The organism is Mycobacterium sp. MUNTM1, from assembly GCF_054660795.1.
Genome location: NZ_BAAGDE010000002.1, coordinates 64,498 through 85,614, shown reverse-complemented (window position 1 = coordinate 85,614; position 21,117 = coordinate 64,498). Strand labels below are relative to the sequence as shown.

Here is a 21,117-nt window from a genome sequence, read left to right as displayed (position 1 = left end):
ACCCGAACGGCGCCAGTTTGCCGATCGCGATGACCCCTCGCTAGGTGCCGCATTTGTGACGAACTTCGCGCTGTGCGCACGATTGACCGACCCAACCCGGCGATGGCAAGAACGTGTACGCGATCGATGGACAGACCGGACAGATTCTTGGGTGGCCACCAGACATGGATTGGCCTAATCATCCGGTGACGAACTGGGATTACGGAGTGCGAAAATGACGCCCGATCAAGTTGCACTGGCCGCTGAACTCCTCAACATGGACCCTGGTCTCGTCGCTGACCGGGCGCGCGACATGCGTGACGGAATCATGGGTGTTTCAAGCGACATCCGTGGAGTGGGCTCAGTTCTCGTCGGCCCTGATCTAGGAGTTCTCTTCTACGCGTCCTATATAAGTCCGGACGACGCGCTCAAGGCCTGGGACCAAGGGGTCAGAACTCCAAGGGAATCCTTCGCTGTACTGCACATCGGCCGCGACGGAACCCGCAGGCCGCCGAGTCGCTAGTTACGGCCGTTCAGGTCACCGGCCAGCTCAAGAACGGTAACGGAGAGATCCTCGATCAGGCTAAGCAGACCTACTTCACCTTTCAGGACGGGAAACTCGTCGGCACCCGCGGCATGGACTCGGCAGCATGCGTCCCGACGACGTTGGATTCTCAAGCGGATTGTTCGACTCCGATCTCTCATCCGTTGTAGAGAGTGCGGACAAGAGGGGCGCAACCGCAAGATTGTTCGACGTCGAAAGCGTCTCTACAGCACCAACGGGTCGGGAGGCGGAGCCCCCTGTCAGGATTGAACTGACGACCGCTCGCTTACAAGGCGAGTGCTCTACCACTGAGCTAAGGAGGCGGGGTCGAACCGGACCCAGCCTAATCGGTCAGTCCTCGGTGTCGATCACGCGTGCTGAGCGCACCGCCCGCGACGACGGGCGCCGGCGACCCGGTAGCGGAATCCGGTCGGCGATGTTGCTCAGCGGGTTGACCACCATGGTGAGCGCGATGACGGCGTCCTGCAGCGTGGCGATGGCCGGCTCGAGCGCCTCCATCCCGGGTGTGAGCCGGGCCAGGGTGTCGGCGACGTCGGCGAGCTGATCCAGCGGCCCGTTCTTGGCCGTCAGCTTGTCGACGAGGCCGCCCTCGGCCAGCAGCCGGTCGGCCAGCCCGTCCTCGGCCAGCAGCCGCTCGATCAGACCCTCCTCGGCGACCAGCTGATCGGCCAGCCCGCCGGGTTGCAGCGTGCGGTGCAGCGCGCCGCCCTCGGCGGTCAGCCGGTCCAGCAGGCCGCCGTCCGCCGTCAGCATGTCGACCACCCCGCCCGGGCGCAGCAGGCGGTCGATCGGACCGTCCGCCGCGATCGCGCGGCCCAGCGGCGCATCGTCGTCGAGCAGCCTGGCCAGCCGGTTGGCCCGGACGATCGCGTCGTCGATCCCCAGCATGGACGTCATGGCGTTGGTACCGCCGGCACCGCCCTCACCCAGCGCCCGCTTCGCGACGCCGACGGCCGCGCTCGCGACGCCCAAACCCGCGTCCGCGGCGGCCAGTCCCACCCGAGCGGGCGCGGTCGCAGCCGACACGATGTTTCTGGCGAGGTTCATCCCACGAGTCTATTCGCGACGCAGGCCGGGAAAGGGCTTTACGTCCCAAGGCAATGCGATGATTCCTGGCAGACTACTATCAGTCTGTTGGCACTGAGCTTTCAGGAAGCACACAACCGTCACATAGCAAACCTTCAAGCAAGGGACCTGAGCATCTGATGACTTCGACAACCCCCACTGACACGAAACCGGAGGCCCGCGTCCTCGTCGTCGATGACGAAGCCAACATCGTCGAACTGCTCTCGGTGAGTTTGAAGTTCCAGGGATTCGAGGTCTATACGGCGACCAACGGCGCCCAGGCCCTGGATCGGGCGCGCGAGGCCCGGCCCGACGCGGTGATCCTCGACGTGATGATGCCGGGCATGGACGGGTTCGGGGTGTTGCGGCGGCTGCGCGCCGACGGCATCGATGCCCCCGCGCTGTTCTTGACCGCCCGGGATTCCTTGCAGGACAAGATCGCCGGCCTGACGCTGGGCGGCGACGACTACGTGACGAAGCCGTTCAGCCTCGAAGAGGTCGTCGCCCGGTTGCGGGTCATCCTGCGCCGCGCCGGCAAAGGCGGCGCCGAACCGCGCAGCGCGCGGCTCACTTTCGCCGACATCGAGCTCGACGAGGAAACCCACGAAGTGTGGAAGGCGGGTCAGCCGGTCTCGCTGTCGCCGACCGAATTCACGCTGCTGCGTTACTTTGTGATCAATGCCGGCACGGTGTTGAGCAAACCGAAGATCCTCGACCACGTGTGGCGCTACGACTTCGGAGGTGACGTCAATGTCGTCGAGTCCTACGTGTCATACCTGCGCCGCAAGATCGACACCGGGGAAAAGCGGTTGCTGCACACCCTGCGCGGCGTGGGTTACGTGCTGCGGGAACCGCGCTGAGCCGGTTGGCTGCGAGAAGTAGATGGACACCAAGCCTCGACGTGGATTGCCCCTTCGGATAGGGCTCGTCGCCGCGACCCTGGCCCTGGTCGCCTGCGGCCTCGCCGTGTCCGGCATCGCGGTCACGTCGATCCTGCGGCACAGCCTGGTCAGCCGCATTGACTCCACACTGCTCGACGCGTCGCGCGGCTGGGCGCAGGCCCCGCGGCGGCAGTCGGGGCCGCCCTACGAGGGGCCCGACCCGGGCCGGCCGCCGTCGAAGTTCTATGTGCGCGGCGTCAGCATCGACGGCACCCCGTTCACCGCCATCAACGACCGCAACGCCGAACCGGCGCTACCGGCCAACAACGACGTGGGCCCCAACCCGACGACGCTGCCCTCGGTGAACGGCTCGGACATTCAGTGGCGGGCCGTCTCGGTGCACGGTCCACACGGGCTGACCACGGTCGCGATCGACCTGTCCGACGTCCAGCACACGGTCAGCTCGTTGGTCTGGCTGCAGATGGGCATCGGGGTGGCGGTGCTGGCCGTGGTCGGGATCGCCAGCTTCGCGGTGGTGCAGCGCAGCCTGCGGCCGCTGGTCGAGGTCGAGCAGACGGCGGCGGCGATCGCCGCCGGTCAGCTGGATCGCCGTGTGCCAGAACGAGATCCGCGGACCGAGGTGGGCCGGCTGTCCCAGGCGCTGAATGGGATGCTCGCGCAGATCCAGCAGGCGTTGGCGTCCTCGGAGTCCTCCGCGGAGAAGGCCCGCGGCTCCGAACACCGGATGCGCCGGTTCATCACCGACGCCAGCCACGAACTGCGCACGCCGCTGACCACCATCCGCGGCTTCGCGGAGCTGTATCGCCAGGGCGCCGCCCGCGACGTCGCGATGCTGTTGTCGCGCATCGAGAGCGAGGCGTCCCGGATGGGCCTGCTGGTCGACGACCTGTTGTTGCTGGCCCGCCTCGATGTGCAACGCCCCCTGGAACACCATCGGGTGGACCTGCTGGCGCTGGCCAGCGATGCCGTGCACGACGGCCAGGCGATGGACCCCGGGCGCACTATCACCATGGAGGTCCTGGACGGTCCCGGCACCCCGGAGGTGCTCGGTGATGAGGCGCGGATCCGCCAGGTGCTGAGCAACCTGGTCGCCAACGCCCTGCAGCACACCCCGGAAAGCGCCCCCCTCACCCTGCGGGTCGGCACGGACGGCGGCGACGCGGTGCTCGAAGTGGCGGACCAGGGTCCCGGCATGAGCCAGGAGGACGCGTCGCGCGTCTTCGAGCGGTTCTATCGCACCGACTCGTCGCGGGCGCGGGCCAGCGGCGGTACCGGATTGGGGCTATCCATCGTCGAGTCGTTGGTGCGCGCGCACGGCGGTGCCGTCAGCGTGACCACCGCGCCCGGCGAAGGCTGCCGCTTCCGGGTGACGCTGCCGCGCGTCAGCGACGTGCCCGCGTCCGAGCCGGTTCACGCCAACTGAGCCAGCGCCGCCTTGATCTTGGCCTGCGCCTCGTCCAGCGATTCCGCCGACGGGTTGCGGTCGACGTTGGCGAAGCCGAAGTCGCTGAGGCTGCGGGTGGGGAACACGTGCACGTGCAGGTGCGGCACCTCCAGCCCGGCGATGATCAGGCCGGACCGCTCGGTTCTGAACGCCTTGCTCACCGCCTTGCCGATCAGCTGGCTCACTTCCATGACCCGGGCGAAGGCCGGGCCGTCGACGTCCTGCCAGTTGTCGATTTCGGCGCGCGGCACGACGAGCGTGTGTCCCTGCGTCATCGGCTCGATCGTCAGGAACGCGACGACGTCGTCGTCCTCGTAGACGAAGCGGCCGGGAAGCTCACGGTTGATGATCTTGGTGAAGATCGACGCCATGGGGCCCAGCATAGGTGCGTCGAAATTGCGGTAGCGGCTGTGGTCGCACTCGCGCCGCGAGCCGCAAAGCAATCTCGGCGCGTGCCGATGAGTTCGGCTGCTGTCTCGGGTCAATCCTGCGACGCCCCACAACGCGGATGGATTCAGGAGATCTCACCATGTCACGAGTGCGCGTGCACAACTTTTCGGTTTCCCTCGACGGCTTCGGCACGGGTATCGGCCAAAGCATGGATGCCCCGTTCGGGCACGCCGGCGGACGGCTACATGAGTGGTTCTTCGCGACACGGACCTTCCGCACGATGCACGGCGAGTCGGGCGGGGCTACCGGCATCGACGACGCCTTGGCCAGCCAATGGGCGCCGGGTATCGGCGCCGAAATCATGGGACGTAACAAGTTCGGGCCGCAGCGCGGACCGTGGACGGGTGAGGAGTGGAAAGGCTGGTGGGGCGAAGAGCCGCCTTTTCACACCCCGGTCTTCGTGCTCACCCACCACCGCCGGCGCTCGATCGAGATGGAAGGTGGCACCACTTTCCACTTCATCGACGCAAGTCCCGTCGAATCCCTCCAGATCGCACGAAAGACCGTTGGTGACAGCGACATTCGCCTCGGTGGGGGGCCGTCGAGCGTCCGCCAATTCCTTGCCGCGGACCTCGTCGACCACCTGCACATCGCGGTGGTGCCGATCATCTTGGGGCGCGGCGAGCCGATGTGGGAGGGGCTGGAGGGCCTTGAACAGCGATTCGACGTGGAGTCAATCAGCAGCCCCAGCGGCGTCGTGCACCTGATCTTCACGCGCCGCTAGGGGGATCCGTTGGTCGAGGGCCGACTCAGTCCTCCTTGCCGAACTCCATCACGTCGAGGTTCCAGTAACCGCGCATGTTGGTGATCAGCCCGGCTTCGTCGACCTTGTAGGTGAACACACCGCGCACCTTGCTGGTGACCCCGCCTTCAAACCTGCTCTGCAGCACCAGAATATGAGCGATCTCGTCGGGCGAACTGGACGGAAAAGTCTCCTCGCACGTGATGGTCAGCTGGTTCTGCGCGATGTTGTTGTCGAAGAATTCGCCGACGGCCGCCTTGCCGCGCACCCCGGTGCCGTCGGGGTTGGTGACGGACTTGCCGATCGGGTCCTCGATGACGACGTCGTCGGTCATCAGCGCGAGCCATCCCTCGCGGTCCTTGCCCTGTGCGCAACGCCAGGACGATTGCGACGCCGTCAGTGCGGGGGATTGGGCGGTTTGGGTCATCGTTGTTTCTCCTGTCACTAAATGGCGCACGCGGCGCGCGCGCCTTCCTCGGTGGCTTTGCGGATCAGGCCGAGCCCGGTGCAGTCGCCGGCGGCGTGCACCTCGGCGCCCGGCAGGGCGTCGATTATCGCGTCGAACAGGGCGGTGTCGGGCTCGACGGTGCCGGCAAGCACGACGCTGTCGGCGGCCAGCCGCCGGGTGGTTCCGCCCGCGGGGGTGAATTCCACCGCGTCGGCGGTGATGCGGTCGGTGGCCGCGCGGACGTGCACGGTGACGCCCAGCCGGTCGAGACGGTCCATGTGTTCGGTCTTGCGCTTGTTGCCCACTTCGGGAGCGATGTCCTTGCCGGCTTCGAGTATGGCCACCAACCGGCCCCGGCTGGCAAGGAATTCGGCCAATTCGAGGGCCACCAGGTCGCCACCGACGATGACGACGCGGCGGCCGATCGGCATCCAGGCCCGGCTGGCGAACCGGATCGCGCCGGGCCGCAACAGCCGCTGCGGCCAGCCGGACATTGCAGAGGCGCCGATGCGCTGCCAGGCGGGGGCGCCGGATTGTGCACGGCCACCGAGCAATTCGCGCAGCCCGGGCCCGGTGTGCACGTGCGCGCGATCGGCGCCGGGAATCGGGGGCACGACGACGCGGCCGCCGGTGGCCACCACCACCGCGTCGGGTGCGGCCGCGACCACGTCGTGCACCGACGCCGGGTGGCCCAGCCGCACCTCGGTGCTGCCGGCCTTGAGTTCGTCGCACAGGTAGCGCAGGAACGGCTGGTTTTCCGGGTGCAGCACCGACGCCCAGCGCAATGCCCCACCCAACTGCGGGCCCCGCTCGAACAGCGTGACGTGGTGGCCTCGCTCGGCGGCGACGCGCGCGGCCTCCAGCCCCGCCGGCCCGCCGCCGATCACCACCACCCGTTTCGCGCGGTCGGCGCGGGCAGCGGACAGCTGACGCTCCTTACCGGTGCGCGGATTGACCGCGCAGTCGACCGAGAAGCGCTGTTCCATTGCGTCGATGCAGTTTTCGCACGAGATGCACTTGCGGACCCGGTGCGCCTCGCCGGAGGCGATCTTGCGCGGCAGGTCGGGGTCGGCCAGCAGCGGGCGGCCCATGGCGACGAAGTCCGCGCGGCCGTCGGCCACGATCCGTTCGGCCCGGGCCGGGTCGTGGATGCGTCCGACCGCGATCACCGGCACATCGACCACCTGCTTGACCGCGGCCGCAGCGCCGACGTTGAGTTCGTCACCGTCGTCGGCGCCGTTGACCATGCCGGTGACCAGCCGGTCGATCACCCCGCCGCTGACATGGAAGGCGTCGACGCCGGCGGCGACGAGTTCGGGTGCCAGCCGGGCGGTTTCGTAGATGGCCCGGCCGCCGGCGACCCGTTCGTACCCGGAAATGCGCAGGGTGATCGGCAGGGCGTCGCCGATCTCGGAGCGAATCGCGGCCAGCGCCTCGAGCACCACCCGCACCCGGCCCCGCGCCGAGTCGCCGCGATAGTCGTCGGTGCGCCGATTACGTTGCGGGGCAAGGAAGGACCCCAGCAGCATGTAGCCGTGCGCGGCGTGCAGCTCGAGGCCATCGTAGCCGGCCTCGGCGGCCCGCCGGGCCGCGGCCTTGAACAGATCGAGCACCTGCATCAGCTGCTGCACGCTGATCTCGGCCGACGGGCGCCCCGTGAGGTAGGAGGGAATGACCGAGGGCCCCAACGATTCCACGCCGTAAATTTCCGGTCCCAGGCCGTCGGGCCCGGCATGCACGATCTGGGGCTGGATCTTGGCGCCGTGTTCGTGCACCACCTCCACCAACGCCCGATGCGCGCTCACGGCGTCGTCGGTACCCAGGTGCAGGCCGCCGGGAGTCTCAGGGTGATGGTGGTCAACCCCGGTGGCGCCCAACGTGATCAGCCCGACCCCGCCGCGGGCGCGTGCCGCGAAGTAGTCGCGGGTGCGCTCCGACGGCAGCCCGTCCGGCGTACCGTACATCGTCTCCATCGGAGACATGACCAGACGATTGCGCACGCTCATGGCGCCGATTCGTCCCGGCGCCATGAGGTGGCCGAAGCCGGTCACTGAGCGGACGCGGCTGATAACTGGTTACCGGTCGGCGTCGGTGAACCGGATGACGCCGCGAATGTTCTTGCCGTCCAGCATGTCCTGGTAGCCGTCGTTGATCTGCTCCAGCTTGTACTGGCGGGTGATCATGTCGTCCAGATTCAGCTTGCCGGCCTTGTACATCGACAGCAGCTGCGGGATGTCGTACTGCGGGTTGCCGCCGCCGAAGATGGTGCCCTGCAGGTTCTTCTGCATCAGGGTCAGCATCGCCAGGTTCAGGTTGACGTTGGTGTCCAGCAGGCTACCGATAGCGGTCAGCACGCAGGTGCCGCCCTTTTGGGTGATGTTCAGGTAGTTGTCGACGTCGGCGCCCTGCAACTCGCCTACGGTGACGACGACCTTATGCGCCATCAGGCCGTAGGTGACCTCGGCCATGCCCGCCATCGCGGCCATGATGTCGGGGTAGACGTGGGTGGCGCCGAACTTCAGCGCCTGGTCGCGCTTCCACTCGACCGGGTCGATCGCGAAGATGTACCGGGCGCCGGCGTTGACGGCTCCCTGCAGCGCCGCCATGCCGACCCCGCCGACGCCGACGATGGCGACGTCCTGGCCCGGGCGGATGTCAGCGGTGCGGACCGACGAACCGTAACCGGTGGTGACGCCGCAGCCGACCAGCGCGGCGACCTCGAACGGCACCGACGGGTCGATCTTCACCACCGAACTGCGGTGCACGACCATGTACGGGGAGAACGTGCCCAGCAGGGTCATGGGGTAGACGTTCTGGCCCTTGGCCTGGATGCGGAAGGTGCCGTCGGACACGGCGGCGCCGCCGAGCAGGCCGGCGCCCAGGTCGCACAGGTTGCGCATGCCCGCCTGACAGGTCGGACACTGCCCACACGACGGGATGAACGACAGCACGACGTGGTCACCGGGCTCGATGTCTTCGACGCCCGGGCCGACCTCGGTGACGATGCCGGCGCCCTCGTGGCCGCCCAGCACCGGGAATCCGGCCATCGGGATGCCCCCGGTGACCAGGTGATGGTCGGAGTGGCACATGCCCGCCGCTTCCATCTGGATCTTGACCTCATGCGCTTGCGGGTCGCCGATCTCGATTTCCTCGATAGACCAGGGCTGGTTGAACTCCCAGATCAGTGCGCCTTTTGTCTTCACGATGGTCCTGACCCCATTTCGCCTTTGAATTGATCAGCGCTGACCGGCCCCTTCATGCCGGCCAGCTAGGTGACGGGTGCCACAGGCACCCTTGTCGCGTCAGCATAGCGCGTGCAACAAATCAAATGCTTGGTTGGCTCCCGCTGTCACCAGATGGGGACGGGGGCCTCGCCAAGCGGGTAGTAACCGGGCAGCTTTTCGCCGGCGATGCTGCGCTCGATCCGCTTCTGCATGCCCTCGCTCAGGTCCCCGGACTCGATGAGTTTGCCGAACATGTACGCGACGTGACCGAAGTCGAAGAAGTCGCGTTGCCACTCGATCTGCCGGTCGCCGTTGAGCCGGAACCAGCTGCCGCCGATGCCGTAGATCTCGTCCTGGGTGCCGTCGGTCTTGTTGACGATCTGCTTCCAGAAGCCGACGATCTCGCCCTGCTTTTCGTCGATGAGCACCTTCTGGTACTCGTACACCCAGTTCTCCAGGCCCTCCATCTCCAGGCCCAGGGCGACGTCGCGGATTTCGTCGACGCCGACGCACATCACGTCTTCCTTGGGGCCGATGTTCCAGCCGTACGTGGCGTCCTGGGTGTAGAAGTCCGCCAACGGTCGCCAGTCACCGGCCTTCTCGCAGTCCTTGTTGGCCTGCAGCCAGCGGTCGACCCATGCCTCGAGATCTTCGCGCGAGTGTGACGCCTGTGGGTTCATGAGCCCTCAGTCTCCTCTGTTGTCTTGATGAAAAGTGCTTGTGTTGGGCACATATCGACCGCGCGCTCGATTTCGTCGCGGGCGTCTTCGGGGGGTTCGGGGTCGACGATCTCGACCTTGCCCCGCTTGGGCACCCGGAAGTAGTCGGGCGCCTCCAGTTCGCACATGGCGTGGCCCTGACACAAATCCAGATCCGCTTCGATTCTGAATCCGCCCATCGGACTTACTCCTTACGCGCTGCGCTTGCGGTAGCGGACCTTGGCCGGCCGGGCCAGCTGCACGACCATCTTGGAGTGGTCGTTGTGATAGCTGTCCGCGGGCTGCGCCATCTCGAACTCGTACTCGCGCAACAGGACCGAGAAGATCGCCTTGATCTGCATCTGGGCGAACGCAGCCCCCACGCAGCGGTGCCGGCCCGCGCCGAACGGAATCCAGGTCCACCGGTTGACGATGTCGGCCTGCTCGGGCTTGTTGTAGCGGTCCGGCTTGAACGCATCCGGATCGGGAAAGTCCTCGGGAATCCGGTTCGAGATCGCCGGGGACGCCGCGACGTAGTCGCCCTCGTGGATCGGAAAGCCCTCGACCTCGAACTCACCCTGGGCCACCCGCATCAGGATGATCAGCGGCGGGTGCAGTCGCAGCGTCTCCTTGACCACGTTGTCCAGCTTCGGGATCGACCGCAACGCATGGAAACTCACCTCCTGGCCGTCGGCGTAGAGCTCCTCGAGTTCGGCCAGCACCTCGGCGTACACGTCCGCGTGGCGGATCAGCTCTATGAGGGTCCACGCCGAGGTCCCCGAGCTGGTGTGGTGCCCGGCGAACATCAGCGAGATGAACATCCCGGTGACCTCGTCGGCGGAGAACCGCGGGTTGCCGTCGTCGTCCGTGATCGACACGAGCACGTCGAGCATGTCGCGGTCGGCCTTGTCCTTCGGCGGGTTGGCCAGCCGCTGGTTCATGATTTCCTGCACCAGCGCAACGAGTTTGACGCGGGCCTCGTCGCGACGCCGAAAGCTCTCGATCGGCAGGTAGGGGTCGACGTAGCACAACGGGTCGGTGCCACGTTCCAGCTCGTGGTAGTACTCCGCGAACCGGTGGTCGAGCTGGTTGCGGAATTTCACGCCGATCAGGCAGGCCGTCGAGGTGTAGATGGTCAGCTCGGAGAAGAAGTCGAGCAGCTCGATCTCGCCCTCGTCGCCCCAGCCGGCGATCATGCCCTTCACCTGAGCCTCGATGGTCGCGGCGTGGCCCTTCATCTGCTCGCCGCGCAGCGCCGAGTTGTGCAGCATCTCCTTGCGCCGCTCGGGGCTGGCGTCGAAGACCACACCCTTGCCGAAGATCGGCGCCATGAACGGGTACGCCGCGGCCTGGTCGAGGTCTTCGTCGGCGGACCGGAAGAAGAACTCGTTGGCACCCGCGCCGGACAGCAGGATGACGTGCTTGTCGACCAGCTGGAACCAGCCGACGTCGCCGCATTCGTCGCGGACGCGCTTCATCAAACCGATTGGGTCGGTACGGAATTCCTCGAGGTGGCCGTGCTCTTCTTCGCCGCCGGAGACCCGGGGCACCACAGTGGTGGTCGTCATTGTCCTGGCATCCCTTCTTCACCCAGGGCGAGTTTCTGGCGATCTTTGTTGTCGGCCAACGGGGCTTCGGGCTGAAGCTCCATGTTCGCGATGAAGCCGCCGCGCGGCGTCTCGGCAACGAACGTGATGGCGCGTCCCAAATCCGCCGCGCGCAGGAAGTAGTCGTGGCGGGCCTGGCCCCACTTGGCCCAATCTTCCAGTGCGGGGCCGATTTTCTCGGCCGGCAGGCTCCAGCCCATCGAGGTCTTCGTCGGGCCGGGGTGCACGATCGAGGCCCGCACGCCGGTGCCCTCGAGTTCCATCTGGAAGTTGGTGACCATCGCGACAAGCGCGGCCTTGGCCGCACCGTAGGCGCCCATGTGTGGGCGCTGGCGCAGGGCCACATCGGAACCCACGAAGATCAGGTCGCCGCGCTGCCGGTCGAGCATGCCCGGAAGGACGGCCGAGGCCAGGCGGAAGGCGCCGACCAGGTGGATCTGCAGCTGCGACTCGAACTCGTCGCCTGCGATCTCGGCGAGCTTGCCGAAGTAGGTGTCGCCCGCGCCGGCCACCAGCACCTCGATGTCGCCGAGCGCCTCGGTCGACTGTGCGACAAAGGATTTCACCGAGTTTGGGTCGGTGACGTCCAGGTGGAACCCGACCGCCTCGCCGCCGTTGGCGTTGATCTTGCCGACGATGTCGTCGAGCTTCTCGACCCGGCGGGCGCCCAGGGCGACCGGGAAACCGTGCGCCGCGAGTTCGATGGCGGTTGCCTCTCCGATGCCGGAGGACGCGCCGGCCACGATGGCGGGCCGGCGTTCGGGCAAGGGTTCAAACCGGGGCATTCAGCGGACCTCCACGCTCATTGGTAGGTGAGCGAATCCGCGGACATTGCTCGAGTGGACGCGGACGGCGTTGGCCTCGTCCACCTCGTAACCGCGGATTCGCTTGAACAACTCGGTGAGCGCGACCCGGGCCTCCATCCGCGCCAGATGCGCGCCGAGGCAGAAGTGTGCGCCGCTACCGAAACTCAATAGCTTGGGCCCGATTTCGCGCCCGATCAGGTAATCGTCGGGCTTGTCGAAGACCCGCTCGTCGCGATGCCCGGACCCGGGCAACAGCAGCAGGACATCGCCCTCGGGAATGGCGGTGTCGTAGAGGGTGAGCTCGCCGGACACGGTGCGAGCCAGGATCTGGCTGGAGGTGTCATAGCGCAGGGTCTCCTCGACCCACAGCGGCACCCGCGACAGGTCCTCGTAGACCGGCGTAAGTTGATCCGGGTTCTTGTGGCCCCAAAATGCGGCATTGGCAAGCAGTTTGGTGGTGGTCTCGTTTCCGGCGATCACCATCAGGAACATGAAGCCGAGCACCTCGTCGTCGGTGAGCCGGTCACCGTCGATCTCGGCCTCCAGCAGCGCCGAGGTCAGGTCGTCGGTCAGCTTCTCGCGCCGCTCGGCCACCATGCCCTGGTAGTAGACGATCAGGTTGAGGGAGGCCTCCACCGCCTCGGGTGGCACGTCGGTGACGCCCTCCTCGCGGTGCATCACCCCGTCGGCCCAGGCCCGCACCTGGTCCCGATCCGGCTCGGGGACGCCCATCAATTCGGAGATGACATCCATAGGCAGCTTGCCGGCGAACTCGTCGACGTAGTCGACCGCACCGTCCTCGGCCTTGGCCAGCATCGCGTCGAGATGCTGGGTCGCGATCTCGGTGACGCGGGGCTCGAGCTCGCGAATCCGGCGCGGCGTGAAGCCTTTTGAGACCAGCGTCCGCAGCCGCAGGTGGGCGGGATCGTCCATCGCCAGGAACGACATCGTCTTGCTGGCGTGCGGGCCCCGCGACGCCGGATCCAGCGAGACGCCGTACTTGTTGGAAAGCGTTGTGCTGTTGCGGAATCCCTGCAGCACGTCCTGGTGCCGAGACAGCGCCCAGAACTTCAGCTCGTCGTTGCGATACAGCGGGGCCTCGTCGCGCAGCCGCTTGTAGTAGGGGTAAGGATCTTCGTGGAAGTCGTAGTCGTAGGGATCAAGGACCAGCTCGTGGTCGCCCACATGGACGGTCATCTAACTTCTTGTCTCCTGGGTTGTGTTCCCGGGGCCGGGCAGGATCAGGTTCACTACATAGGCCAATTGGTCGGCGATCTGGTGATAGGTGAACTGGCCGCTGGCGGCCTGTACCAACGCGCCGAAGAACATCATCTCGAGCGCGGCCACCGTGTTCGGGTCGGCGCCGGGCCCGATCGCCGTCGCGATGCGCCGGTGGATCTCCGCCCCGATGCGGTCGCGCACGGCACCCACCGCCGGATCGGTGCCACCGCCGAGCAATGCCGTCGTGCACGCGGCGCCAACCTCCGGCTCGTCGGCTACCACCAATGCCAGGTGACGCAAGACCTTGTCCACCCGGACCGGCATCGGGTCGTTGACGTCGGTGAAGAAAGGAACCTGCCGCACCAAGTCGAGGTAGACCTCGGCGATCAGGTGGTTCTTCGACGAGAAGTAGGTGTACGCGGTGGCCGGGGCGACTTTGGCGCGGGCGGCGACCGCGCGCACGGTCAGGTCCGCGTACGACTTCTCCCGCAAGGTCTCAATGCCGGCTACCAGCACCTTGCGGAATGTCTCCTCCTGGCGACGGTTGCGCGCCGGCTGACCGGTCTGGCGGTCGCCGTCGGATGTGATCGTCACCAGTGCGTCGCTGGACACATGTCCAAGCTAGTGGATCGAAACGGCGTGAAGCAAGCCCGTAGCGCGAAGATACTGCTAAATCGCTATTTATCGGCGAGTTCGGGACGCCGGTCGAGATCTGCTCTTGCACCGTCGGCGATCTGGCGACTATGGTTCGTTCGGACAATATCGGACAGCTGTCCATCAGATTGGCGTGCCGGGTTGGCCGCGCACAGACGGGAGCGGGACATGGCCTTGTTGGCCGACGGCGTGAGTGAACTCTTCATCGACGGCAAACTGTCGGCCGGTAGCGCCGGCAACTTCCCCACGGTGAACCCGGCGACCGAGGAGTTGCTGGGCGTCGCGGCCAACGCGGACGCGACCGACGTGGACCGCGCCATCGACGCCGCGCGGCGCGCCTTCGACGAGACGGACTGGTCGCGCAACACCGAATTGCGGGTGCGCTGCATCCGACAGCTGCGCGACGCGATGCGCGAGCACATCGAAGAACTGCGCGACATCACCATCGCCGAGGTCGGTGCCCCCCGGATGCTCACGTCGGCCGCCCAGTTGGAGGGGCCGGTCAACGACCTGAGCTTCGCGGCCGACACCGCCGAGTCCTACGAGTGGAACTCCGATCTCGGCCAGGCATCGCCGATGGGCATCCCGACCCGGCGCACGATCGCGCGGGAAGCGGTCGGTGTCGTCGGCGCCATCACCCCGTGGAACTTCCCGCACCAGATCAACCTCGCCAAACTCGGACCCGCGCTGGCCGCCGGCAACACCGTGGTGCTCAAGCCCGCACCGGACACCCCCTGGTGTGCCGCCGTGCTCGGCGAAATCATCGCCGAACACACCGACTTCCCGCCCGGCGTCGTCAACATCATCACGTCGAACGACCACCGGGTGGGGGCGCTGCTCTCGAAAGACCCTCGGGTGGACATGGTTTCGTTCACCGGGTCGACCGCGACCGGGCGCAGCGTGATGGGCGATGCCGCCGCGACGATCAAGAGGGTGTTCCTGGAGCTGGGCGGCAAGTCGGCGTTCGTCGTTCTCGACGATGCCGACCTGGGCGGGGCGTGCTCGATGTCGGCGTTCACCGCGGCCATGCACGCCGGGCAGGGCTGCGCCATCACGACCCGGCTGGTGGTGCCGCGGGCCCGCTACGACGAGGCCGTCGCCATCGCGGCGGGCACCATGGGCTCGATCAAGCCCGGCGACCCCGACGACTCCGGAACCGTGTGCGGCCCGGTGATTTCCGCCCGGCAACGGGACCGCGTCCAGAGCTACCTCGACCTGGCCGTTGCCGAGGGCGGCACGTTCGCCTGCGGCGGCGGCCGCCCGGCGGACAAAGACCGCGGCTTCTTCATCGAACCCACCGTCATCGCGGGCCTGACCAACGACGCGCGGCCCGCCCGGGAGGAGATCTTCGGGCCGGTGCTCACCGTGATCGCCTACGACGGCGAAGACGACGCGCTGCGCATCGCCAACGACTCGCCATATGGCTTGTCCGGCACCGTGTTCGGCGCCGATCCCGAGCGTGCTGCCAACTTCGCCGCGCGGATGCGGGTGGGCACGGTCAACGTCAACGGCGGTGTCTGGTACTCGGCCGACGCGCCGTTCGGCGGATACAAGCAATCCGGCAACGGACGGGAAATGGGCGTGGCCGGCTTCGAGGAGTACCTGGAAATCAAGACCATTGCCACAGCTGTGCAGTGACCGCGCCACATAGGCGACCGAGAGGAAAACATGCGATTCGAGAATAAAGTCGGCATCGTCACCGGATCCGGTGGGGGCATCGGGCAGGCGTACGCCGAGGCGCTGGCCCGCGAGGGTGCGGCGGTGGTGGTCGCCGACATCAACGCCGAGGCCGCCGATGCGGTCGCCAAGCAGATCGTCGCCGACGGCGGCACCGCGATCAGCATCCCGGTCGACGTGTCCGACCCCGCGTCGGCCAAGGAAATGGCCGACCGCACGCTGGCCGAGTTCGGCGGCATCGACTACCTGGTGAACAACGCTGCGATCTTCGGCGGCATGAAGCTCGACTTCTTGCTCACCATCGACCCGGCGTACTACCGCAAGTTCATGAGCGTGAATCTGGACGGGGCGCTGTGGTGCACCCGTGCGGTGTACAAGAAGATGGCCAAGCGCGGCGGCGGAGCGATCGTCAACCAATCTTCCACCGCCGCCTGGCTTTACGCGAACTATTACGCCCTGGCCAAGGTCGGGCTCAACGGCCTGACGCAACAACTTTCCCGAGAACTGGGCGGCCAGAACATCCGGATCAACGCGATCGCACCCGGCCCCATCGACACCGAGGCCAACCGGACCACCACGCCGGCGGAGATGGTCGCCGACATCGTCAAGGGACTGCCGCTGTCGCGGATGGGCACGCCCGAGGATCTGGTCGGCATGTGCCTGTTCCTGCTCTCCGACGAGGCGTCGTGGATCACCGGACAGATCTTCAACGTTGACGGCGGGCAGATAATCCGATCATGAGTCGCGCCGGTGACGATGCAGAGCGAAGCGACGAAGAGGAGCGGCGCCATGAGTGACGATTTGAAGCTCGGCTACATCGGGCTGGGCAACATGGGCGCGCCGATGGCCACGAAGATGACCGAATGGCCCGGCGGGGTAACGGTTTACGACATCCGCACCGAGGCGATGACCCCGCTGGCCGAAAAGGGCGCCAGCCTGGCCGACAGCGTCGCCGACGTCGCCGCCGCCGACATCATCCACATCACCGTGCTCAACGACGCGCAGGTGCGTGAGGTGGTCGGCGAGCTGGCCGCCAAGGCGAAACCCGGGACCGTCATTGCGATTCACTCGACCATCAGCGACACCACGGCGGTCGAGCTCGCGGCCGAACACAAACCGCGGGGCATCCACATCGTCGACGCGCCGGTCAGCGGTGGGGCCGCGGCGGCGGCGAAGGGCGAGCTCGCCACCATGGTAGGCGCCGAGCGTGCGGTCTACGAGAAGATCAAGCCGGCGTTCAAACATTGGGCGGCGATGGTCGTCCACGCCGGCGAGCCGGGCGCAGGAACCCGAATGAAGCTGGCGCGCAACATGTTGACGTTCACCTCGTATGCCGCGGCGTGTGAGGCGATGAAGCTGGCCGAGGCGGCCGGGTTGGATCTGCAGGCCCTGGGCCGGGTGGTACGTCACACCGATGCGCTCACCAGCGGCCCGGGGGCGATCATGGTCCGTGACAACATGAAAGACATTGAGCCGGACACCTTCTTATACGAGTCCTTCGTGCACGCCCGCGGGCTCGGGGAGAAGGACTTGAGCCTGGCGCTGTCCCTCGGCGAGGCGGTGTCGGTCGACCTGCCGCTCGCCGAGTTGGCCTACCAGCGGTTGGCCGCGAGCCTTGGGGTACCACACAAGGAGGAACAGGCGTAATGGACGAGCTGCGGAGCAAGGGCCTCGCGAAGATGAACGAGGTCTACGGCTGGGAGATGCCCAACATCGAAGGCGACGCGTACTTCGACCTCACCGTGGACCACCTGTTCGGCAGCATCTGGACGCGACCGGGATTGTCGATGCGCGACAAGCGCATCATGACGCTGACGGCGGTGACCGCGATCGGTAACCGCGACCTGGCCGAGATCCAAATCAACGCCGCGCTTCTCAATGAGGAGCTCACCGAGACCGAACTGAAGGAGATGGCCGTCTTCCTCACCCACTACCTCGGCTTCCCGCTGGGTTCGGCGCTCAACGGCGCGGTCGATGCCGTCGTTGCCAAGCGCAAGAAGGCCGCGGCGAAGGGTTCCGGTGAGGACAAGAAGGCCAACGTGGACGCCGCGCTGAAGATGCACTCGGGCGAGTGATCCCCCAATCTCAGTACGGCTGAACGCCTTCGGGCATCACATACTCGGAGATCGGCGCTGCGACGCCGTTGATCGTCGTTCCGCCGTTGATGATGCCCGGCGCCATCTCCAGCATGTTGTGCGGAAATCCGAACCGCGGCTTGGTCAACGCATCGAGTCGGGCCAGCTCGTCGGCGCTCAGGTTCACGTCGACGGCGCGGACGTTGTCCTCGAGCTGTGAGAGTCGGCGCGCTGAACGATCCGGCAGGTCGAATGTCTGCAGTCGACGCGGCCAAGATCTGGTCCCTGAACTACCGGGTGCTGCTCTCGGTCATCGCGTGCGCCGAGGCCGATATCTGCGCGCTGGGCCTCGAGTCCAAGGAACTGTTTCTGCTCGCCGAGATCGACGAGCACCCCTATCCGGCCGAACTGGCCGCGACGCTGAGCATGCCCAAGGCGACGGTGACGCTGTACCTGAAGCGGCTCGAGGCCGCGGGGTTCGTGCGCCGCGAGATCGACCCGGGCGATCTGCGTCGCCACCGCCTTTTGCTCACCCCGGCCGGACGCCAGGCCGCCAGGAAAGGCCTGACCCTGCTGTCCGACGAGTTCGACAAGCGCCTCGGACGCCTCACCGCGGCGCAGCGCAACGACCTCAGGGCCCTGCTGGAGAAAATCGTCTGAATCCGGGGACGGTGGGCGTGGGCCGTTTGACCGGGCTAGTCTGACGTGTCGTGCGCGTCCTGGTGATTGGTTCCGGAGCCCGTGAGCATGCGTTGCTGCTGGCGCTTCGCAAAGACCCCGAGGTCACGGGGCTGGCGATCGCTCCCGGCAACGCCGGCACCGCCCGGCTGGCCGACCAGCACGACGTCGATGTCACCTCGGCCGACGACGTCGTCGCCCTGGCGCGCGAGGTCCGCGCCGACCTGGTGGTCATCGGTCCCGAGGTGCCGCTGGTCCTCGGCGTGGCCGACGCGGTGCGGGCCGCGGGCATCGCCTGCTTCGGTCCGAGCAAGGACGCCGCCCGCATCGAAGGCTCCAAGGCATTCGCCAAAGAGGTCATGGCCGCGGCCGGGGTGCGCACCGCGACCAGTGAAATCGTCGATAGCCCCGCGCATTTAGACGCCGCCCTGGACCGGTTCGGTCCGCCGGTGGGGGATGCCGCCTGGGTGGTCAAGGACGACCGCCTGGCCGCCGGTAAGGGCGTCGTGGTGACCGCGGATCGCGGCGTCGCACGCGCGCATGCCGCCGGGCTGCTCGAGGCGGGGCACCCCGTGCTGTTGGAGTCCTATCTGGACGGCCCGGAGGTGTCGCTGTTCTGCGTCGTCGACGGCGCGACCGTGGTGCCGCTGCTGCCGGCCCAGGACTTCAAGCGTGTCGGCGACGGCGACAACGGGCCCAACACCGGCGGTATGGGCGCCTACGCGCCGGTCCCGTGGCTGCCCGACGAGGTGTATCGCGACGTGGTCAGCAACATCGTCGAACCCGTTGCGGCCGAGATGGTTGCGCGGGACAGCTCGTTCAGCGGACTGCTCTATGCCGGACTCGCGATCACCGCGAACGGACCCGCGGTGGTCGAATTCAATTGCCGCTTCGGCGATCCCGAGACGCAGGTGGTGCTGGCGCTGCTGGAATCGCCCCTGGGCCAGCTGTTATACGCGGCGGCAAGCGGCACCTTGGCGGACTTCGGCGAGCTGCGCTGGCACGACGGCGCGGCCGTGACGGTGGTGGTGGCGGCGGAGAGCTATCCCGGACGCCCCCGGGTGGGAGACGTCATCGTCGGCTCGGAGGCCGACGGGGTGCTGCACGCCGGAACGGCGCGGCGCGACGACGGCGAGATCGTCTCGTCGGGTGGCCGGGTGCTGTCGGTGGTGGGCACGGGTGCCGACCTGACGGCCGCGCGGGCGCACGCCTACGAGGTCGTGCGTTCAATCCGCTTGCCGGGCAGCCACTTCCGCAGCGACATCGCCCAGTTGGCGGCCGACGGCAAGATTCGCGTCTAGAACGCGGCGGCCTGGCCGTCCCGGCGCGGATCGCTGGCCGCGAAGTACCCGCCGTCGAGGCGCCAGATGGCCTGGCAGCTGCCGAATTGGTTGTAATCGTCGACGGCAACCAGATCGTGTCCACGCCGGCGCAATTCGTCCAGCGTCGAATCCGGGAAACCCTGTTCACAGCTGACCTGCATGCCCTCGACCCACCGGAACCGCGGGCCGTCACATGCCGCCTGCGGATTCTGCCCGTGGTCGGCGATGCGCACCATCACCTGCACGTGCCCCTGGGGCTGCATCATCCCACCCATCACCCCGAAGCTCATGACCGGTGCGCCGTCCTTGGTCACGAACGCCGGGATGATGGTGTGGTAGGGACGCTTGTTCGGGGCCACGGTGTTCGGATGTCCAGGGTTGGCAACGAAATTCGCGCCCCGGTTTTGCAATGAGATCCCGGTGCCCGGCACCACCACGCCCGAACCGAACCCCATGTAGTTCGACTGGATCATCGACACCATCATCCCCGCGGCGTCGGCCGCGGTGAGGTAGACGGTTCCGCCCGCCGGGGCGCCCGCGGATGCGGGCTTGGCCCGCCCGCGGTCGATCAGTCCCGCGCGCTGCTTCAGGTACTCCTTGTCCAACAGGAGTTCCGGCGCCAGCGGCATGTGTTCGATGTCGCCGACATAGGCCTGGGCGTCGGCGAACGCCAGCTTCACCGCTTCGATCTGCAGGTGCACGCTGTCGGCGGAATCCGCTGGCAGCGAAGCCATGTCGAAATGCTCCAGGATGCCCAGGGCGATCAGCGCGACGATGCCCTGCCCGTTGGGCGGGATCTCGTGCACCGTGTATCCGCGGTAGTCGCCGTCAACCGTGCCTACCCAGTCGGCGCGGTGAGCGGCCAGGTCGGCGGCCCGCATGGCGCCGTCGTTACCCAGCGCGTGCGCTTCGAGCCTGGCGGCCAGTTCCCCACGGTAGAACGCCTCGCCGTTGGTCGCGGCGATCGTCTCGAGCGTCGCGGCATGATCCGGCAAGCTGAAACGCTCACCCGGTTTCGGCGCTCGCCCGCCGGGCAGAAACGCCTGGGCGAAACCGGGCTGGCTTTCGAAGAGCGGCACCTGCGCCGCCCATTGCTCCGCGACGGTCGGCGATACCGGAAAGCCATTGCGGCCGTACGATATTGCGGGCTCGAAGAGCCGCTCGAAGGGCAGCTTGCCGAACTTGGCGTGCAGTTCGGTCCACGCCGACACCGCGCCGGGCACGGTCACCGAATTCCAGCCCAGGACTGGAACGCCCTTGCCGCCGAAGTAGTCCGGCGTCCACGCCGCGGGCGAGCGGCCCGAGGCGTTCAGGCCGTGCAGTTGCCTGCCATCCCACACGATGGCGAAGGCGTCCGAACCGATGCCGTTCGACACGGGCTCCACGATCGTCAGGGTGATGGCGGTGGCGATGACCGCGTCCACCGCGCTGCCGCCTTGCGCGAGCATCCGCAGGCCCGCCTGGGCGGCGAGCGGTTGCGACGTGCACACAACGTTTTCCGCCAGGATGGGCTTGCGTGGCCAGGCGTAGGGGAGGTTCCAGTCGAAAGGTGCGGTCACC

General features: G+C 67.1%; 22 protein-coding genes and 1 tRNA gene. 9 read left to right on the top strand and 14 right to left on the bottom strand.

Annotated elements, in window-relative coordinates:
• Positions 1-774 precede the first annotated feature (774 nt).
• A tRNA-Thr gene (locus ACYQ8K_RS01945) sits at positions 775-846 on the bottom strand.
• A 28-nt stretch (positions 847-874) separates the two neighbouring features.
• Positions 875-1,591 (bottom strand): hypothetical protein, encoded by a 717-nt coding sequence (locus ACYQ8K_RS01940; protein WP_459966702.1) that lies wholly within the window; start codon positions 1,589-1,591, stop codon positions 875-877.
• A gap of 158 nt (positions 1,592-1,749) precedes the next feature.
• On the opposite strand from ACYQ8K_RS01940, the gene phoP reads away from it, so the two are divergent.
• Together phoP and ACYQ8K_RS01930 are read left to right on the top strand one after the other, a co-directional pair.
• Positions 1,750-2,469, top strand: coding sequence for a two-component system response regulator PhoP (gene phoP / locus ACYQ8K_RS01935; RefSeq protein ID WP_459966701.1), 720 nt, complete (start codon positions 1,750-1,752; stop codon positions 2,467-2,469).
• 22 nt (positions 2,470-2,491) lie between these two features.
• Positions 2,492-3,934 (top strand): sensor histidine kinase, encoded by a 1,443-nt coding sequence (locus ACYQ8K_RS01930; RefSeq protein ID WP_459966700.1) that lies wholly within the window; start codon positions 2,492-2,494, stop codon positions 3,932-3,934.
• Here the strand turns inward: ACYQ8K_RS01930 and ACYQ8K_RS01925 are convergent.
• Complete coding sequence (locus ACYQ8K_RS01925; protein WP_459966699.1) at positions 3,922-4,326, bottom strand: HIT family protein; 405 nt, start codon at positions 4,324-4,326, stop codon at positions 3,922-3,924. The two genes, ACYQ8K_RS01930 and ACYQ8K_RS01925, sit on opposite strands and share 13 nt — an antisense overlap.
• Positions 4,327-4,484: 158 nt before the next feature.
• Between ACYQ8K_RS01925 and ACYQ8K_RS01920 the strand changes: the two genes are divergently transcribed.
• Entirely contained in the window at positions 4,485-5,129 is a 645-nt protein-coding gene (locus ACYQ8K_RS01920; RefSeq protein WP_459966698.1) for a dihydrofolate reductase family protein, read from the top strand.
• 25 nt (positions 5,130-5,154) lie between these two features.
• Here ACYQ8K_RS01920 and ACYQ8K_RS01915 read toward each other — a convergent pair whose 3' ends face one another.
• The 9 genes from ACYQ8K_RS01915 to ACYQ8K_RS01875 form a co-directional block, all read right to left on the bottom strand.
• Positions 5,155-5,574: a ketosteroid isomerase family protein gene (locus ACYQ8K_RS01915; RefSeq protein WP_064882273.1), complete on the bottom strand. Its 420-nt coding sequence runs from the start codon at positions 5,572-5,574 to the stop codon at positions 5,155-5,157.
• Between the two features lie 17 nt (positions 5,575-5,591).
• Positions 5,592-7,625 carry an oxidoreductase gene (locus ACYQ8K_RS01910; RefSeq protein ID WP_459966824.1) on the bottom strand — a complete coding sequence of 678 codons (2,034 nt, stop codon included), beginning with the start codon at positions 7,623-7,625 and terminating at the stop codon, positions 5,592-5,594.
• A 45-nt stretch (positions 7,626-7,670) separates the two neighbouring features.
• Positions 7,671-8,798: an NDMA-dependent alcohol dehydrogenase gene (locus tag ACYQ8K_RS01905; RefSeq protein WP_459966697.1), complete on the bottom strand. Its 1,128-nt coding sequence runs from the start codon at positions 8,796-8,798 to the stop codon at positions 7,671-7,673.
• 146 nt (positions 8,799-8,944) lie between these two features.
• Complete coding sequence (locus ACYQ8K_RS01900; RefSeq protein ID WP_459966696.1) at positions 8,945-9,499, bottom strand: nuclear transport factor 2-like protein; 555 nt, start codon at positions 9,497-9,499, stop codon at positions 8,945-8,947.
• Positions 9,496-9,717 (bottom strand): ferredoxin, encoded by a 222-nt coding sequence (locus ACYQ8K_RS01895; protein ID WP_459966695.1) that lies wholly within the window; start codon positions 9,715-9,717, stop codon positions 9,496-9,498. The genes ACYQ8K_RS01900 and ACYQ8K_RS01895 overlap by 4 nt, the downstream gene beginning before the upstream one ends.
• Positions 9,718-9,729: 12 nt before the next feature.
• The gene (locus tag ACYQ8K_RS01890) at positions 9,730-11,085 is read right to left on the bottom strand and encodes a cytochrome P450 (protein WP_459966693.1); all 1,356 of its coding nucleotides are present in this window, start codon (positions 11,083-11,085) and stop codon (positions 9,730-9,732) included.
• Complete coding sequence (locus ACYQ8K_RS01885) at positions 11,082-11,909, bottom strand: SDR family oxidoreductase (protein ID WP_459966692.1); 828 nt, start codon at positions 11,907-11,909, stop codon at positions 11,082-11,084. The genes ACYQ8K_RS01890 and ACYQ8K_RS01885 overlap by 4 nt, the downstream gene beginning before the upstream one ends.
• On the bottom strand, positions 11,910-13,127 hold the full coding sequence (locus ACYQ8K_RS01880; protein WP_459966691.1) for a cytochrome P450: 1,218 nt from the start codon (positions 13,125-13,127) through the stop codon (positions 11,910-11,912).
• Entirely contained in the window at positions 13,128-13,763 is a 636-nt protein-coding gene (locus ACYQ8K_RS01875) for a TetR family transcriptional regulator (protein WP_459966690.1), read from the bottom strand.
• Between the two features lie 210 nt (positions 13,764-13,973).
• Between ACYQ8K_RS01875 and ACYQ8K_RS01870 the strand changes: the two genes are divergently transcribed.
• Genes ACYQ8K_RS01870 through ACYQ8K_RS01855 form a run of 4 tightly spaced genes read left to right on the top strand, consistent with a single transcriptional unit; the run spans position 13,974 to position 17,557 of the window.
• Positions 13,974-15,443, top strand: coding sequence for an aldehyde dehydrogenase (locus ACYQ8K_RS01870; RefSeq protein WP_459966689.1), 1,470 nt, complete (start codon positions 13,974-13,976; stop codon positions 15,441-15,443).
• A gap of 30 nt (positions 15,444-15,473) precedes the next feature.
• Complete coding sequence (locus ACYQ8K_RS01865; RefSeq protein WP_459966688.1) at positions 15,474-16,223, top strand: SDR family oxidoreductase; 750 nt, start codon at positions 15,474-15,476, stop codon at positions 16,221-16,223.
• A 48-nt stretch (positions 16,224-16,271) separates the two neighbouring features.
• Positions 16,272-17,129, top strand: coding sequence for an NAD(P)-dependent oxidoreductase (locus ACYQ8K_RS01860; RefSeq protein ID WP_459966687.1), 858 nt, complete (start codon positions 16,272-16,274; stop codon positions 17,127-17,129).
• Positions 17,129-17,557 carry a carboxymuconolactone decarboxylase family protein gene (locus ACYQ8K_RS01855; RefSeq protein ID WP_459966686.1) on the top strand — a complete coding sequence of 143 codons (429 nt, stop codon included), beginning with the start codon at positions 17,129-17,131 and terminating at the stop codon, positions 17,555-17,557. The genes ACYQ8K_RS01860 and ACYQ8K_RS01855 overlap by 1 nt, the downstream gene beginning before the upstream one ends.
• A 10-nt stretch (positions 17,558-17,567) precedes the next feature.
• Here ACYQ8K_RS01855 and ACYQ8K_RS01850 read toward each other — a convergent pair whose 3' ends face one another.
• Positions 17,568-17,744 (bottom strand): hypothetical protein, encoded by a 177-nt coding sequence (locus ACYQ8K_RS01850; RefSeq protein ID WP_459966685.1) that lies wholly within the window; start codon positions 17,742-17,744, stop codon positions 17,568-17,570.
• 65 nt (positions 17,745-17,809) lie between these two features.
• Between ACYQ8K_RS01850 and ACYQ8K_RS01845 the strand changes: the two genes are divergently transcribed.
• Positions 17,810-18,217, top strand: a complete 408-nt coding sequence (locus ACYQ8K_RS01845) for a MarR family winged helix-turn-helix transcriptional regulator (RefSeq protein ID WP_459966684.1) — start codon at positions 17,810-17,812, stop codon at positions 18,215-18,217.
• A gap of 50 nt (positions 18,218-18,267) precedes the next feature.
• On the top strand, positions 18,268-19,536 hold the full coding sequence (gene purD, locus ACYQ8K_RS01840) for a phosphoribosylamine--glycine ligase (protein ID WP_459966683.1): 1,269 nt from the start codon (positions 18,268-18,270) through the stop codon (positions 19,534-19,536).
• Here purD and ACYQ8K_RS01835 read toward each other — a convergent pair.
• The gene (locus ACYQ8K_RS01835) at positions 19,533-21,116 is read right to left on the bottom strand and encodes a gamma-glutamyltransferase family protein (protein WP_459966682.1); all 1,584 of its coding nucleotides are present in this window, start codon (positions 21,114-21,116) and stop codon (positions 19,533-19,535) included. The genes purD and ACYQ8K_RS01835 overlap by 4 nt on opposite strands.
• Position 21,117: the final 1 nt, after the last annotated feature.

Excerpts from the sequence above, each read along its gene's own strand:
- ACYQ8K_RS01860 (WP_459966687.1), top strand. The coding sequence starts at position 16,272 with ATGAGTGACGATTTGAAGCTCGGCTACATCGGGCTGGGCAACATGGGC.
- ACYQ8K_RS01855 (WP_459966686.1), top strand. The coding sequence starts at position 17,129 with ATGGACGAGCTGCGGAGCAAGGGCCTCGCGAAGATGAACGAGGTCTAC.
- ACYQ8K_RS01925 (WP_459966699.1), bottom strand. The coding sequence starts at position 4,326 with ATGGCGTCGATCTTCACCAAGATCATCAACCGTGAGCTTCCCGGCCGC.
- ACYQ8K_RS01870 (WP_459966689.1), top strand. The coding sequence starts at position 13,974 with ATGGCCTTGTTGGCCGACGGCGTGAGTGAACTCTTCATCGACGGCAAA.
- ACYQ8K_RS01890 (WP_459966693.1), bottom strand. The coding sequence starts at position 11,085 with ATGACGACCACCACTGTGGTGCCCCGGGTCTCCGGCGGCGAAGAAGAG.
- ACYQ8K_RS01915 (WP_064882273.1), bottom strand. The coding sequence starts at position 5,574 with ATGACCCAAACCGCCCAATCCCCCGCACTGACGGCGTCGCAATCGTCC.
- ACYQ8K_RS01845 (WP_459966684.1), top strand. The coding sequence starts at position 17,810 with ATGTCTGCAGTCGACGCGGCCAAGATCTGGTCCCTGAACTACCGGGTG.
- ACYQ8K_RS01930 (WP_459966700.1), top strand. The coding sequence starts at position 2,492 with ATGGACACCAAGCCTCGACGTGGATTGCCCCTTCGGATAGGGCTCGTC.
- ACYQ8K_RS01900 (WP_459966696.1), bottom strand. The coding sequence starts at position 9,499 with ATGAACCCACAGGCGTCACACTCGCGCGAAGATCTCGAGGCATGGGTC.
- ACYQ8K_RS01880 (WP_459966691.1), bottom strand. The coding sequence starts at position 13,127 with ATGACCGTCCATGTGGGCGACCACGAGCTGGTCCTTGATCCCTACGAC.
- ACYQ8K_RS01910 (WP_459966824.1), bottom strand. The coding sequence starts at position 7,625 with ATGGCGCCGGGACGAATCGGCGCCATGAGCGTGCGCAATCGTCTGGTC.
- ACYQ8K_RS01940 (WP_459966702.1), bottom strand. The coding sequence starts at position 1,591 with ATGAACCTCGCCAGAAACATCGTGTCGGCTGCGACCGCGCCCGCTCGG.
- ACYQ8K_RS01885 (WP_459966692.1), bottom strand. The coding sequence starts at position 11,909 with ATGCCCCGGTTTGAACCCTTGCCCGAACGCCGGCCCGCCATCGTGGCC.
- ACYQ8K_RS01865 (WP_459966688.1), top strand. The coding sequence starts at position 15,474 with ATGCGATTCGAGAATAAAGTCGGCATCGTCACCGGATCCGGTGGGGGC.
- ACYQ8K_RS01920 (WP_459966698.1), top strand. The coding sequence starts at position 4,485 with ATGTCACGAGTGCGCGTGCACAACTTTTCGGTTTCCCTCGACGGCTTC.
- ACYQ8K_RS01895 (WP_459966695.1), bottom strand. The coding sequence starts at position 9,717 with ATGGGCGGATTCAGAATCGAAGCGGATCTGGATTTGTGTCAGGGCCAC.
- phoP (WP_459966701.1), top strand. The coding sequence starts at position 1,750 with ATGACTTCGACAACCCCCACTGACACGAAACCGGAGGCCCGCGTCCTC.